Here is a 14,175-nt window from a genome sequence, read left to right as displayed (position 1 = left end):
GCATGGTGATGCCGGGATAGACTCGCCCCCGTGCGAGACAAGCGCTTGAGGCCCTCCCGTTCCCTATGGTCGTGGATGTCGCGATCCGTGGCCGCGGCGGCGTTATCGGCGTTGCTGCTGCAGTCCTGGCTCTCGGGTCCCTTGGCGCTCTTGGCGTCGGTCGTCCCTGGAGGACCAGCGGATGCGGCGGCCGTGCTCTGCCTTGCCCCTGGGGAAGGACCGGGAGAGCACGGCAAGACCGATACCGGCGGCACGCCCCCCCTCAAGCACCTGCATGACCAATGTCTGCAGTGCTCCTCCGTCGGCGCAGCCCTGTCACTGGCAGCGCCGCGGACGCTCGGTCTGCCGGTCGCGCTCGCGATCGCGTGGCTCGATCCTGACGACCGTCATCCGATTCTCTCCCGCCTGAGTGCCTATGCCTCGCGGGCACCGCCGCCGAGCGCCTGATTGCCAGTTGGAGGGTCGGGGAGGGGGTGGGGACTACCCCCGCCCCGACCCTCCCCGGGGCAACAGCCCCGACCGGATCAGCTACTCGACGGAGCCGCCTCTCATGCGCAAATCGACCTTTCTCGCCGTGGTCATGCTCGCCATGGCGCTCACCGCAACCGCCTGGGCGCATGCCCATCTGCAACGGGCGCTGCCGCCTGCCGGCAGCACCGTCAGCACCGCCCCGAAGGAGGTGAGCCTCTGGTTCACCCAGCAGCTCGAGCCGGGCTTGTCCGGTCTCGAGGTTCTGGACGGCGCCGGCAGCCGCGTCGACAAGGGCGATGCGCATCTCGCTGCCAAGGATACGAAGCAGATGCTGGCGAGCCTCACGGACATCGCTCCCGGTACCTACAAGGTGCGCTGGCACGTCGTATCGGTGGATACGCATCGCACCGAGGGCAATTACGCCTTCACGGTGAAGCCGTGAGCTGAATTCGCAGGTCCCGAGCGAGGGCGCGCCCATGGATGCGATGCTGGGCATTCTAAGAGCCGCGCATCTGAGCGCCGCCTTGTCGCTGTTCGGAGTCTTGCTGTTCCGAGCCTCGATCGCGCCCCCGGTGTTCGCCGCTTCCGGCGCGGCGGCGGCGCCTGTGGATGCACGGCTGCATCGGCTCGCCGTCATGAGCGCGCTCGTGGCACTGGCGACGGCGTGCCTGTGGCTGCCGCTGCAAACCCGCGCGATGGCGGGCGCAGACGACTTCGCCCGATCGCTCGTTCAGGTCTTGTCGGTGTCGCGCTTCGGCACCGTCCTCCTCCTCCGTGCAGGCCTCATCGTCGCCATCCTCCTTGCTTTGGGGTCCATCCGCCGGCGCCCGGCGCCGTGGCATGCCGCGGCGGCGGCGCTGGCGGGACTCGGCCTGGCGCTCCATGCCGCCATCGGACATGGCGCGGCGATCGGCGCCGGCACGGGCTGGCTCGCGGGGCTCGCCAACGGATTGCATCTCCTGGCCGCGGGTGCATGGCTCGGGGGTCTCGTGCCGCTGCTCTGGTCGCTCGCATTGCCGTTGCCGGCGGCAGCCGAGGCGGCGCGCCGCTTCTCGCCGGTCGGCATCGCCTCGGTTGCGACCATTGCCGTAACGGCGCTGGTTCAATCCTGGTTTCTCGTCGGCTCCATCCCGGCCTTGGTCGGCACGCTCTACGGCGCTCTTTGCCTCGTCAAGCTGCTGCTGTTCGCGTTCATGCTGGCGCTGGCCGCACTCAACCGCTGGCGCCTGGCGCCTGCCGTGTCGGGAGACCAGGCCTCGCCTGCCGCTCGAAGCCGGCTTCGCCTGTCGATCGGCGCCGAGATCGGTGTCGGCCTCTCAATCCTCGGTGCCGCGGGTCTGCTCGCCACCTCGGCGCCCGGCGCCCATCAGCAACCCTGGTGGCCGTTTCCGCTGCAACCGAGCCGTGCGGCCTTGCAGATCCCCGAGCTCTACCTCGAAGCCTTCGTCGCCTGCTACGGGATCGCCGTCGGCCTCATTGTGATGTTGCTGGCCGGTCCCTATCGGCGCCTGCGCTGGGTCGCCATGCCTCTGGGCGCGGCGTTCGTCCTCTTCTTCTCCCCAGGCCTCAGGCTCTTTGCCGTCGAAGCCCTGCCGACGACCTTCTGGACCTCGCCCACCGGCTTCACCGCGAGCTCGGTCATGCGCGGCAGGGCGCTGTTTGCCGAGCACTGCGTCATCTGCCACGGGCACCTGGGCCGAGGCAACGGTCCGGCAGCCGCGGGCCTTCGGGCGAGGCCGGCGGATCTCACCGCCGAGCATTTCTTCGATCATGCCGATGGCGATCTCTATTGGTGGATCTCGAACGGCATGAACGAGGCGATGCCGGCCTTCGAAGGGGTGATCGAGGTTGCGGACCGCTGGCAACTCATCGACTTCCTGCATGCCAACGCCGCCAGCACGCGCCTGTGGGATGCAACCTTCCTCCGCCCCGTGCCTGCCCCCGACATCCCGGTCAGTTGCCCCGGCGGCGGGCCCGCCATGCTGAGCGACATGGTCGGGCAGCCCGTCCATCTAGTCTTCGCCGACCCCGCCACGCCGGTGCGGCTCACGAATTTGGCGGCGCTTGCCGGCAGGCTCAGCGAGGCCGGCGCCGTCACGGTCGTGGTCGGCCATGCCGGGCTCGCGGTACCGCCCAGCCTCTGCGTCGCCGACTCGCCCGAGGCCGCACCGGCCTATGCCGAGATCGCCGGGATCGCCTTGGAGTCGATGCCGGGGGGCGAATTCCTGATCGATCGGGCGCGCTGGCTGCGACAGGTCTGGCTGCCTGCCGACGACCCGAGCTCGACCGGCACTGCCGTCCTCCTGGAGCGCATCGCTGCTCTCCGTCGCATGCCGGTCGCAAGTGGGGCGATCGGCCCCCACATTCACTAGCCGAGGAGTCGATCGATGCCGACGAAGACCATCTTCGCCCTGGCGTTCGCAGCCCTACTCGGCGCTTTGCCGGTGCAGGCGGACGAGGCCGGGCCCAGGATCGAAGCTGCGTGGGCGCGGGCCACGATCGGGCGCTCGCAGCTGAGCGTCGCCTATATGACCATCGTCAGTCCGCTCGCCGATCGGCTGGTCGCGGTCGCCACACCGGTGGCGCAAGCGCAGCTCCACGCCCATACGATGCTGGGCGACGGCACCATGCAGATGCGCCCCGTCGATGCGATCCAGCTCAAGCCCGGCGAGCCGATCGTGCTTAAGCCGAACGGCTCCTATCACCTGATGCTGACCGGGCTGAAGCAGCCGCTCAAGGAGGGGGACAGCTTCCCGATGACGCTCACTTTCGAACATGCCGGAACGCGCGAGGTGCTGGTCAAGGTCGAGAACGCCCGGGCGATGGCGCCGCAACCCAAGCAAGGATCCGGGTCATGATACGAGCAACGCAGCGATGGCCCTTGATTGCCGCCCTCATCGGCGCGCTCGTGCTTGCCGGCATCGCTCTCGTCGTCGTCGATCGGGTGATCGGCGGCTCGACTGCCGTTGCCACCATCGGCGGACCCTTTCAGCTCACCGACCAGGACGGACGCCCGGTCAGCGAGGCGAGCTACCGCGGCAAGTGGCTCCTCATCTATTTCGGCTACACCCACTGTCCCGATGCCTGTCCGACGGCGCTCAACGACATGGCGGAAGCCATCGACCGCCTCGGGGGCAAGCGCCCGAAGGTGCAGGCGCTGTTCGTCACCGTCGATCCCGAGCGAGACACGCCGGCGGTGCTCAAGGACTATGTGGCGGCGTTCGGCGATGCGGTCGTGGGGCTGACCGGCACGCCGGACCAGATCCAGCGCGCCGCCCGCGCCTATCGCGTCTACTACGCCAAGCACGCCGGCGCCTCACCCGGCGAGTACGACATGGACCACAGCTCGGTCATCTACGTCATGGATCCCCAGGGGCGCTTCGTCACGAATTTCACCCATGAAAGCCCGCCGGAGCTCATCGCCCAGCGCTTGAATGCGCTGATCTCATGAGAGTGAGGGCAGCCACCGGCGGGGCAAGTCGGACATTGATCCATCTCAAGGCCGAGCGAGGATTCATCCGGTAGGAGTCCTTCCCGGGAGCTGGCAGCGGTTTGCCGAGGAGGGATTGCCATGGGCGTCAAGGTTCTGCTCGTTCCGGTGTTCGGCGACAAGTCGGATCGCCCGGCGCTGGATGCGGCGTTGCCGCTTGCCCGCCGGTTCGCCGCGCATGTCTCGGTGCTGCACGTCGAGCGCGACCCCGCGAGCGACTTGCTTATGGTCGGCGATCCGTTGTCGGCCTCGGCGGCGGAGTCGATCATCGAGGCGGCTGAGGCCGACATCAAAACGAGGGCGAAGCAGGCCCGCGCCACCTTCGAGGCGTGGATGAAGGCGAGCAAGCTCACCCACACCGGCCAGCCAGGCACGTCGAAGGCGGCGACGGCCACCTGGACGCAGATGCAAGGCGCGGTCGAGACGATCGCGCGCCGCGGCCGGCTCGCCGATATCGTCATCTTGGCGCGTGGGTCGAGCGAGGACGACGAGCGCCGGTCGCTCGCCATTGAAACCGCGCTGACCCGGAGCGGCCGGCCGGTGCTGCTGGCGGCCTCGAAGGCGCCGAAGGCGATCGGCAAGACCGTGGCAATCGCCTGGAACGGCAGCGCCGAGGCGGCGCGTGCGGTCGCCCAATCCCTGCCGCTGCTGGCGGAAGCGAGCAAGATCGTGGTGCTGACCGCGCCGGAGAAGGGCAACATGGGCGAGGACGCCGAAGACCTGGCGCGGAGCCTGGCCTGGCACGGCCTGACGGCTGAGGTTCGCAAGTTTTCGGCCGCGGGCGACATCGGCGCCAATGTTCTCGCGGCTGCCGGCAAAGCCGGCGCCGATCTCCTGGTCATGGGTGCCTACAGCCACAGCCGGCTGAGAGAGCTGGTGCTGGGCGGCGTCACCAGGCGCGTGCTCAAAGCGGCGAAGCTGCCCGTCCTCATGGTGCACTGATGTTGAAGAAAATCCGCCTCGAGCTGGCGCGCAGCCCAGAGTTTCCCGAAGGCAGCGCCCATCACGGCTACGAGTTTAAGGCGCCCTTGAAGCCGGACGGCACCTTCGATCTCGCGGCCTGGCGCAAGCTGGCGAAGCTGTGCACCGTGCACCGCTTCTGGCGCGGCGAGGATGACGAGGTGGGTGAGCTCGTGCACCACTCAAAGCACGGCTGGGCCTTCTCCTATGAGCCGGGCGAGGCGGACGATGAGCCGATCTTTCGCTTCGGCGGCCATGTCTTCCGCGAAGGCGAATATGTCAGCATCACCGAGCATGACGGCGTGGAGCGGACCTTCCGCGTGGTCATGGTCGAGGACGCGCCGGTCTAGGACGGGAGCTCATAGACACGTCCGGGGATGGCTTGCGTGAGTCCGTTGTAGTCTCGCAAGCGGCCGCCACTCGCGGAAGGAAGCACTTCCGGAACGTTCCGGACATTGAGTGCTCGGTCCTGTGGAAGGGGCGCAGAGCTTCAAGATCGAATTGGCATTGCCCCGCCGCCCGTCAGTGCGCGGGAACGCGGGCGTCCTTGCCGGCGAAGCGGTCGATGCGGAAGGGCTCGATCGGCAGGTTGGTCTTGCCCTGCGTCACGAGCTGGGCGGTAATGCTGCCGACCACGGGGCCGAGCTGGAAGCCGTGGCCGCAGAAGCCGAAGGAATGGAACACGTTCGGCGCCGCCTTGGACGGACCAATATAGGGTATGTCGTCGGGCGTGAAGCCCTCGACCCCCGCCCAGCAGCGTACCAGGGTCGCGTCCTTCATGATCGGGAACACGGCTGAAACGGTCCGCGCGCTCAGCGCCAGCTTGCGGAAATCGAGCTCGGTCAGCTCGGTCTCGCGGTCGACCGTGCCGACATGCCCGCCGCCGATCACCACCGTGCCGGCGCGCATCTGCTTGAACGACAGCTTGCGGCCCATGCAGCCCACCGTGGGGTCGAGGAAATGCGGCATGCGGCCCGAGACCATCATCATCAGCGCCACCGGCTCTTCGACTGGATCGTCGCCGACCATCCGCGCAATCTCGGCGCCCCAGGCCCCGGCGGCGTTGACCAGCACCGGCGCGCGAAACTGCCCGTGGTTGGTCCTGACCACCCAACGCTCCCCTGAACGCTCGATCGCCTCGACCTTGGTCCCCTCCTTGACCACGGCGCCCAGCTCCTCGGCCTTGAGGCGGAACGCCGTCGTCGCCTTGAACGGGAACGCGTAACCGTCGCGTGCGGTATGCAGGCCACCGACGCAGTGCTCGGCCACCTGCGGCACCAGGCGGCGCAGCTCCTTGCGGTCGATTACCACCTCGTGGTCGTAGCCAAGCGCCCGGACCCTGGCGGCGCGCTCCTCGCATTTCTGGAGCTCGGCCGCGTTCTCCGCCACGCGCACCTGGCCGGTCGCACGGAATTCGCCGTCGTCGCCCAGCATGTCGCGCATAGAATGCCACATCTCGATCGAGGCCACGGCGAGCGGGATCTCCGCCGGGTCGCGCCCCAGCCGCCGGACACCGCCGGCGCTGGCGCTCGACGCATGGCGCGCGACCACGTGCTTTTCAAGCACGACCGGCTTCAGCTTGGCTTGCGCGAGGTGGTAGGCGGCGGAACAGCCGTGCAAGCCCCCGCCGATGATGACGACGTCGAAGTCGTGAACCGTACCAGCCGTGCTCATCGCCCCGCCTGTCATTCCAGACTCGCCAGTTCGCCGACCGTCAGCGGCTTGATCGGGAAGCGCACGCGATAGGTGCCGACCTCGGCCATCGACTTGCCGAGCTGGTCGGCGATCACCTCGGACACGGTCAGCGCGCACATCCTGCCCTGACACGGACCCATGCCGGTGCGCGTGAAGGACTTCACCTGGTTCGGCCCGGTGCCACCCTGGCGCACCGCCGCGCGCACTTCGCCGGCGGTTACCTCCTCGCAACGACATAACGTAACGTCGTCCGCCGGCACGGCGATCGCGCGCGAGGGCGGATAGAGCGCGTCGAGGAAGGGACGGATGCGCAGATGCCGCTCCCAGGCGCTGCGATCGCCGCTGGCGCGTGTATCGCGCTGCGGGGCGTCGATCTTGCCCAGGGCGCGTGCGGCCTCGCAGGCGGCGATCCTGCCGGCATGAGCGGCGGCCTCCGCGCCGCCAATCCCACCGCAATCCCCGGCGACGGCGATGCCCTCGAGGTCGGTATTGCCCCAGGCGTCGGTGACCGGACGCCAGCAGCGCTGCGCCTCGTTCCATTCGTGCTTGGCCGGGATGGCCAGGGTGAGCTGTGCGTTCGACACGACGCCCTGGTGCAGGCACAGCACCTCGCAGTCCAGGCGCCACGCACGGCCGTTCGCCGCGAACTCAACCGCTTCCACGTGATCCTTGCCGATCGCCTTTAGCCCGGTGACGTTGCGCCGGATCGGCACGCCGGCTTTCCTGATCGCGGAGATGAGCCCCAGACCCTTGGCGAGATAGCCGCCCGACGCGATGGCGCCCGGCAGATGCTGCAGTGCTGCGCCATAGCGCGCCTCGGTCTCCAGCAGCGCCGTCACCTTGGCGCCGGCCGCCGCGAGCTGGGCGCCGAGCTGGTAGAGCAGCGGCCCGTTCCCCGCCAGCACGACCGGGCCCGACGGCACCATCCCGGCCGACTTGAGCAGGCCTTGCGTCGCGCCGGCAAGCATCACGCCCGGCAGAGTCCAGCCGGGGATCGGCACCGGGCGCTCCTGCGCGCCGCTCGCAATCAAGATGCGCCGCGCCTGGACCATGCTGGCGCGCCCGCCCGATGCAATGCCCAGTTGGCGATCCTTCTGCACCAGCCACACGCTGGTGTTGGGCTGGTGTTTCGCCTTGCTGGCGCGAAACGCGCTGACGATCGTCTTGCCCGCCTCGTAGGCCGGCCCGAGCATCGCCAGGTCGGACGCGCGCTTGGTCGCCACCGCCTCGATCCCGCGATAGATCTGCCCGCCGGGCGCCGGGTTCTCGTCGAACACGGTGACGTCGAGGCCGAGGTCGGCCGCGACAGTCGCCGCCGCCATGCCGGCCGGACCGGCGCCGATGACCGCGAGGTCGATGATCTCGCCGCTCATGACGCCAACCTGTCCGCGACAAGGGTAGGTCGGGCCTGGCGGCGCACCTGCATGCCCTCGCGCACCTCGACCAGGCAGGCCTGGCGGTTCGGCACGCCGTCGATCTCCACCAGGCAGTCGAAGCAGGCGCCCATCATGCAGAAGGGCGCGCGATCGCTGCCGGTCACCGGCGTCTGGCGGCAGGCAGGATTGCCCGAGGCCAGCACCGCGGCGGCCACCGAGTCGCCCGGCGCGACCTTGAGCGCCACGCCGTCAAGCGTGATGGTCAGGGTCGACGAGCTCGTATGAAGCCTTCGGAACATCGAATCTCCTGCTGTGGAACGCGGTGAAATGCTCGGGCAAGGCGCCGTCCGCCAGGTACTTGGCGAAGCAAAGCGCATGCGCGCCGGCCAGCGACACGCCGCTGTGGCAGGTCGCGACCATCGCCCCATCATGGCCGGGAAGGGTCTGGTAGATCGGGAACTCGTCCGGCGCCAGGATGCGCAGCGCGCCCCAGGCGCGCACCACGCGCGCGTGCTGCAGCCGCGGGAAGATGCGCAGGGCGTTGCCGGCGATGGTGTGCATGGCGTCGGGCGTCGTGGAGTTGTCGTAGCCGACTTCCTCGCGCGAGCTGCCGAGCAGCACCGATCCCTCCTCGGTCTGGCGCACGCCGGAGAGTGGATAGTCGAGGAAGGCCGGCAGGCGCTCGGTCACCAGGATCTGGCCACGCTGCGGCCGCACCGGCAGCTTGAACCCCAGCATCTCGCCCAGGGGCAGGTTTCCGAGGCCCGCGGCGAGCACGATCTTGGGCGCGGCATGGGTGACGCCGCCGGCATCGACCTGGAACCCGCCCGCGCTGCCGCGGATCGCGGTCGCCTTGCTGTTCGGCCGATAGGAGTCCGCGATCACCTTGTGCAGCGCCTTCAGCAGCCTGAGCGGGCTGACATGCCCGTCATGCGGGCAGTAGGTGCCGCCGACCACCTCCGGTCCAAGGCCCGGCAGCATGTTGTCCAGGCGCTTGCGCTCGACGATCTCGCAGTCGTAGCCCTCGGCGCCCTGCTGCGCGCGCAGCTTGTCGATCACCTCGATGCGCGCTTCCATGTCCTTCTCGCCGAGCGCGACCTGGAACCCGCCGGGCTTGCGGTAGTTCATGTCGATGCCCGAACGTTGGGTCAGCTCCTTGGCGAACTCCGGCCAGACATCAACCGACAGCCGCGCCCAGTCGGCGTATGCCGGCATGCCCAGGCCCTTGGTCTGCACCCAGACCAGGCCGAAATTACCGCGCGAGGCGCGCAACGCGACGTCGCCCTCGTCCAGCACCGTCACGCGCTTGCCCTGGCGGATCAGCCCATAGGCGATCGCGCTGCCGACCAACCCGCCGCCGAGGACGATGAAATCAGGATCGCTCAACCCTCCCCCTTCCCGGCCAACAGGCGCTCCAGGCCGTAGACCCGCTCCATGACCGCCATCAAGACCAGCGCCAGCACGATCAGCGCGGTTGAGATCGAGGCGACCATCGGGTCGATGTTGTCGGTGATGTACTGGAACATGCGCACCGGCAGGGTGGTCGTGCCGGGCGAGGCGACGAAAACGGTCATGGTCAGCTCGTCGAAGCTCTGGATGAAGGCGAGCAGCCAGCCGCCGGCGAGGCCGGGCACGATCATCGGCAGGGTCACGCGCCGGAACACGGTCCATTGCGAGGCGCCGAGCGACCAGGCCGCCCATTCGCAATGCCGGTTCATGCCCGTGAGCGCCGCCAAGGCCAGGCGCAGGGTAAACGGCAGGACGATGATCACATGGCCCATGATCAGCGCGCCCATGTTCGAGGTCAGACCCATCTCGGCCATGAAGCGGAGGAGCGCCACGCCGAGGACGACATGCGGCACCATCAAGGGCGACAGGAAATAGGCGGAGAGCACCTGGCGGCCGGCGAACTGGAATCGCGCCGTGGCGATGGCCGCGGGCACGCTCAAGAGCAGCGCCACGGTCGCCGACGCGGTCGCAACCTGGACACTGATCCAGAAAGCGGGGATAAAGTCGCTCGACCAGATCGCCTCGAACCAACGCAGCGACCATTTGGTGGTGGGGATCGACAGATAGGATTCCGGCGTGAAGGCGACCAGGATCACGACCACCAGCGGCGCCAGGATGAAGGCGATGAAAAGCCCGTGGAATGCCAGGGCCAGGGAGCCGTTGGTCCGGGTCATTGGAACACCTGCTTGAAGCGGCCCTCCACGATCCGGTTGTAGCCCATCACGATCGCCACCATCGCGACCAGCAGCACGACGACGATCGCAGCACCCAAGGGCCAGTTCTGCGAGTTCAGGAACTCATCATAGGCCGCCATGGAGGCGACTTTCAGTCGCCGGCCGCCAACGATCGCCGGGGTAGCGAAGGCGCTGGCCGCCAGCGTGAACACGATCAGGCTGCCCGAGAGGATGCCGGGCATGGCCTGGGGCAGGACGATGCGCCAGAGCACGGTGGCCTGGGACGCGCCCAGCGACACGCCCGCCGCCTCGACCGCCGGGTCGAGCCGCCGCAGGCTGGTCCAGACCGACAGGACCATGAACGGCACCAGCACGTGCACCAGCGCTACGGTCATGCCGGTGAAGCTGTACATGAACTCCATCGGCCGCTCGAGGATGCCAAGCTTCACCAGCGCCACGTTGACCATGCCGCCGCGCCCGAGCAGCACCGCCCAGCCCAGGGTGCGCACGATCACCGAGACCAGCAGCGGCCCGAGGATCACCAGGAGGAAGATCGAGCGCCATGGCGGACGCATGCGATGGATCACGTAGGCCTCGGGCGCGCCGATCAGGATCGAGATGCCGGTGACCCACAGCGCCAGCACGAAGGTGCGGCCGAAGATTGTGTGGAAGTAATTGTCGCCCAGCACCTCGACATAATTCTTGAAGTTGAACCCGGGCTGGATGCCGGTCGCCATGGTGAAGCTGTTGAAGCTCAACATCAGCACCATGACGAGGGGCGCGGCCATGAACACGGTCAGCGCCGCCACCGCCGGCAGGCTGAGCCCGTAGGGGAGCAGACGTGACGTGGCCATCGCTAACCCTGCACCACGCGCGCGGCGTCGAGTGGCCAGGCGACGCGCACCGACCCGCCCTCCGCCACATGCGCCCCGCCTTCGTTCGGGCGGATCACCGACAACTGCCCGATCGCCGTGGCGACGCGATAAAACCACTGCCCGCCCATGAACAGGCAGCTTTCGACCCGGCCCGGCAAGCCCTCGCCTGAGAAGCTCAGCCGCTCCGGGCGCAGCGACAGCATAGCCTTGCCGTCGGGCGCCTCGCCGACCGCGTCGACCTCGATCTCGCCGACGCGCAGCCGCAACCGACCGACCGAGCGGCCGATCACGGTCGCGGGCAGGAGGTTGGTGCGGCCGAGGAAGTCGGACACGAAAGCGCTGCCCGGGTTCTCGTAGACCTCATAGGGCTTGCCGATGCGCACGATCTTGCCTTGGTCCATCACCGCCACGCGGTCGGCCATCAAGAGCGCCTCGGCCTGGTCGTGCGTCACCATGATCGTCGTGATCTGGACCTTGCGCTGGATGTCGCGGATCTCGACCCGCATCTCCTCGCGCAGCTTGGCGTCCAGGCTCGACATCGGCTCGTCGAGCAGCAGCAGGTCGGGCCTGATCACCAGCGCGCGGGCCAAGGCCACGCGCTGCTGCTGCCCGCCGGAGAGCTGCTTGGGATAGCGCTCGGCCAGTTCGGTCAGCCGCACCAGCGCCAGGGTCTCGGCGACGCGCTGCGCCCGCTCGGCCTTGGCGACGCCGCGCATCTCCAGACCGAAGCCGACGTTGTCGGCTGCGGTCATGTGCGGGAACAGCGCGAAGGACTGGAAGACGATGCCGATGTTGCGCCGATTGGGCTTGACCTGGGCCATGTCGCGCCCGCCGACGACGATCCGGCCCGCCGTCGGATCGACGAAGCCGGCGATCGCCATCAGCGTGGTCGACTTGCCGCAGCCCGATGGACCCAAGAGCGACAGGAACTCGCCGCGCTCGACGGAGAGATCGACCCCGTCGACCGCGACGACCGGTCCGTAGCGCTGGACGAGGCCGCTCAGTTCCAGGAAAGCCAAGAGAGCGGACCCCGACCTATTTCTCGACCTCGCGCTGCCAGCGCTTGGTCCAGTTCTCGCGCTCCTTGTTGATCACGTCCCAGTCCACCGCGACGAGCTTGCTGACCTGCTCCGGGCCGTAGGGAACCAGCTTCGCCACGTCGGGCTCGAGCTTGGTGTTCTTGTTGGCCGGGCCCGCCCCTTGCTCCTTCGCCCAGACCGCCTGGACCTCCGGCCGGAAGTTGAACTGGATGAACTTTTGCGCCAGGTCTGAGGCGGCGGGCTTCGCCACCGGGCAGACGCCGATCATCAGCGACACCGCGCCTTCCTTCGGATAGACGAAGTCGACGGGGAATCCCGTATTGGCCAGCGCCACGCTGCGGCCCGAACCCCAGATCGAGATCGCCACGTCGCCCGCCTGCAGCGCCTCGGACATCTTCGCCGGCGACGGCGGGAAGCTGAGGATGTTCGGCGTCACCTTCTCCATCGCCTTGAAGCCCGGGTCGATATTGGTTTCGCTGCCGCCATTGACCCGCGCCAGCATCACCAGCACGTGCAGTCCGTAGGTGCCGGTAATCGGCGAGATCGCCAGGAGCTTCTTGTATTTCGGGTCGGCCAGCTCGTTCCACGAGGACGGCGCCGCCCAGCCCTTCTCCTTGAAATACTTGGTGTTGTAGGTGTAGCCGGTGGCGACGAAGCCGAGGCCGATGCCCTTGTTGCCCGGGACTTTGACGATGTCGTGCAGGTCCTTGTAAATCGGCGCATCGGTGAGCGGCGCGCAGAACCCGAGCTGGATCGCCTGGTACAGAACGCCGTCGTCGAGGAAGACGACGTCCATCTCCTGTTTCGCCTTCTGCGCCTGCAGCCGCGCCAGCGTGTCGGTGGAGTTGCCGGCGACGTACTTGAAGTCGGCCTTGAATTCCTTCTGGAAGGCCGGCACGACCGTCTCACGCATCGCCTTCTCGAACGACCCGCCATAGAGGCCGAGGGTCAGGGTCGGCGTCTGGGCGGCGGCGGAGCCGGCACCGACGGCAAGGGCGGCCAGGCCGCCGAGCAGCAGGGAACGCATCATCTCACCTCCAAGTCCATAGCAAAGGTTGTTGTTCGGCTTCTTCCGGTTCTGCCTATCGAACAGGGCAATCGCCATAGCGTCAAATCGAATTATGCGGCCAATCCATAATCGAATATTATGGACGGATGCCCAGTCTCAATCAGCGCCAGGTCGAGGCGTTCCGCGCCGTCATGCTGACCGGCGGCGTTACCAGCGCGGCGCAGCTCATGAACGTGACGCAGCCCGCGGTCTCCAGGCTGATCCGCGACCTGCAGGTAGCCGTCAGCCTACCGCTGTTCGAGCGCGTCGGTACGCGCCTCTTGCCGACCAGCGAGGCCTTGTCGCTGTACCACGAGGTCGAGCGCTCCTTCGTCGGCCTCGAACGGATCGTGCAGACCGCGACCGACCTGCGCTCGCGCCGCGCCGGCTCGCTGCGCATCGCCGCCTACCCGGCGCTTGCGACCTCGTTCCTGCCCAGGGTCGTGGCCGACTTCCTGAAGGAGCGCCCGAAGCTGCATATCGCGGTTCAGGGTCTCGGCTCGCGCAGCGTGGTAGACCAGGTCGCCTCGGGCCAATGTGACATCGGCTTCGCCTCTGATGTGTTCGAATTCCCGAGCGTCACCAGCCAGTCGATCGAGGGCCTGACCGCGGTCGCCGCCGTGCCGGCGGATCACCGCCTGGCGCTGCGCGCGGTCCTGACGCCCAAGGACTTCCGCGGCGAGCCGTTCATCGCGCTCGGCCAGTTCTCCCTGCTGCGCCACCGCATCGACCATGCCTTCGCCGCCAAACGGGTCGCGTTCACGATCCACGTCGAGACGCAATTGACCGAGATCGCCTGCTCGCTGGTCGCCGCCGGGGTGGGCGTGTCGATCGTCGATCCGCTGATGGCCGAGGAATTCAAGTCGCGCGGCGTGGCGATCCGGCCGTTCAGCCCGAGGATCGCGATCGAGTTCGCGGCGCTCTACCCCGCCCAGCGCACGCCTTCGGGCGTCGCGCTGGAATTCATCGCCGTGTTCCGTCGCGCGCTAGCCGTGTTCCGTCGCGCGCGAGCAGGCTGTTGAAAAACCCGTAGCGAC

16 protein-coding genes are annotated in these 14,175 nt (G+C 68.1%); 8 read left to right on the top strand and 8 right to left on the bottom strand.

All coding sequences use genetic code 11. The features are described 5' to 3' along the window. The first annotated feature begins 75 nt into the window (after positions 1 to 75). From HY058_07420 to HY058_07390, 7 genes are all read left to right on the top strand, one after another. The gene (locus tag HY058_07420) at positions 76 to 447 is read left to right on the top strand and encodes a hypothetical protein (GenBank protein MBI3497116.1); all 372 of its coding nucleotides are present in this window, start codon (positions 76 to 78) and stop codon (positions 445 to 447) included. Between the two features lie 133 nt (positions 448 to 580). Next, positions 581 to 913 carry a copper homeostasis periplasmic binding protein CopC gene (gene copC, locus HY058_07415; GenBank protein MBI3497115.1) on the top strand — a complete coding sequence of 111 codons (333 nt, stop codon included), beginning with the start codon at positions 581 to 583 and terminating at the stop codon, positions 911 to 913. A gap of 34 nt (positions 914 to 947) precedes the next feature. Further along, the gene (locus tag HY058_07410; protein MBI3497114.1) at positions 948 to 2,843 is read left to right on the top strand and encodes a CopD family protein; all 1,896 of its coding nucleotides are present in this window, start codon (positions 948 to 950) and stop codon (positions 2,841 to 2,843) included. A 15-nt stretch (positions 2,844 to 2,858) separates the two neighbouring features. Then, a complete protein-coding gene (locus HY058_07405; protein MBI3497113.1) occupies positions 2,859 to 3,329 on the top strand; it encodes a copper chaperone PCu(A)C in 471 nt (156 codons plus the stop codon). Further along, entirely contained in the window at positions 3,326 to 3,922 is a 597-nt protein-coding gene (locus HY058_07400; GenBank protein ID MBI3497112.1) for an SCO family protein, read from the top strand. Before HY058_07405 ends, HY058_07400 begins: the two co-directional genes overlap by 4 nt. A 120-nt stretch (positions 3,923 to 4,042) precedes the next feature. Beyond that, positions 4,043 to 4,903: a universal stress protein gene (locus HY058_07395; GenBank protein MBI3497111.1), complete on the top strand. Its 861-nt coding sequence runs from the start codon at positions 4,043 to 4,045 to the stop codon at positions 4,901 to 4,903. After that, complete coding sequence (locus HY058_07390) at positions 4,903 to 5,271, top strand: hypothetical protein (GenBank protein ID MBI3497110.1); 369 nt, start codon at positions 4,903 to 4,905, stop codon at positions 5,269 to 5,271. Before HY058_07395 ends, HY058_07390 begins: the two co-directional genes overlap by 1 nt. Positions 5,272 to 5,443: 172 nt before the next feature. Here the strand turns inward: HY058_07390 and HY058_07385 are convergent, their stop codons facing one another. Genes HY058_07385 through HY058_07350 form a run of 8 tightly spaced genes read right to left on the bottom strand, consistent with a single transcriptional unit; the run spans position 5,444 to position 13,117 of the window. Beyond that, positions 5,444 to 6,595 carry an FAD-binding oxidoreductase gene (locus HY058_07385; GenBank protein MBI3497109.1) on the bottom strand — a complete coding sequence of 384 codons (1,152 nt, stop codon included), beginning with the start codon at positions 6,593 to 6,595 and terminating at the stop codon, positions 5,444 to 5,446. Positions 6,596 to 6,606: 11 nt separating this feature from the next. Next, the gene (locus HY058_07380; GenBank protein MBI3497108.1) at positions 6,607 to 7,989 is read right to left on the bottom strand and encodes an FAD-dependent oxidoreductase; all 1,383 of its coding nucleotides are present in this window, start codon (positions 7,987 to 7,989) and stop codon (positions 6,607 to 6,609) included. Continuing rightward, the gene (locus HY058_07375; protein ID MBI3497107.1) at positions 7,986 to 8,291 is read right to left on the bottom strand and encodes a (2Fe-2S)-binding protein; all 306 of its coding nucleotides are present in this window, start codon (positions 8,289 to 8,291) and stop codon (positions 7,986 to 7,988) included. Before HY058_07375 ends, HY058_07380 begins: the two co-directional genes overlap by 4 nt. Continuing rightward, on the bottom strand, positions 8,242 to 9,378 hold the full coding sequence (locus tag HY058_07370) for an FAD-binding oxidoreductase (GenBank protein ID MBI3497106.1): 1,137 nt from the start codon (positions 9,376 to 9,378) through the stop codon (positions 8,242 to 8,244). Before HY058_07370 ends, HY058_07375 begins: the two co-directional genes overlap by 50 nt. Continuing rightward, on the bottom strand, positions 9,375 to 10,175 hold the full coding sequence (locus HY058_07365) for an ABC transporter permease (GenBank protein ID MBI3497105.1): 801 nt from the start codon (positions 10,173 to 10,175) through the stop codon (positions 9,375 to 9,377). The genes HY058_07370 and HY058_07365 overlap by 4 nt, the downstream gene beginning before the upstream one ends. After that, positions 10,172 to 11,029: an ABC transporter permease gene (locus HY058_07360; GenBank protein ID MBI3497104.1), complete on the bottom strand. Its 858-nt coding sequence runs from the start codon at positions 11,027 to 11,029 to the stop codon at positions 10,172 to 10,174. Before HY058_07360 ends, HY058_07365 begins: the two co-directional genes overlap by 4 nt. 2 nt (positions 11,030 to 11,031) lie before the next feature. After that, complete coding sequence (locus HY058_07355) at positions 11,032 to 12,069, bottom strand: ABC transporter ATP-binding protein (protein MBI3497103.1); 1,038 nt, start codon at positions 12,067 to 12,069, stop codon at positions 11,032 to 11,034. A gap of 16 nt (positions 12,070 to 12,085) precedes the next feature. After that, positions 12,086 to 13,117, bottom strand: a complete 1,032-nt coding sequence (locus HY058_07350) for an ABC transporter substrate-binding protein (protein ID MBI3497102.1) — start codon at positions 13,115 to 13,117, stop codon at positions 12,086 to 12,088. 128 nt (positions 13,118 to 13,245) lie between these two features. Between HY058_07350 and HY058_07345 the strand changes: the two genes are divergently transcribed. Continuing rightward, positions 13,246 to 14,160, top strand: coding sequence for a LysR family transcriptional regulator (locus HY058_07345; GenBank protein MBI3497101.1), 915 nt, complete (start codon positions 13,246 to 13,248; stop codon positions 14,158 to 14,160). Positions 14,161 to 14,175: the final 15 nt, after the last annotated feature.

This window comes from Pseudomonadota bacterium (genome assembly GCA_016195085.1).
Taxonomy (GTDB): domain Bacteria; phylum Pseudomonadota; class Alphaproteobacteria; order SHVZ01; family SHVZ01; genus JACQAG01.
The sequence above is the reverse complement of the archived record's forward strand: the minus strand, read 5'-3'. Positions and strand labels throughout refer to the sequence as shown.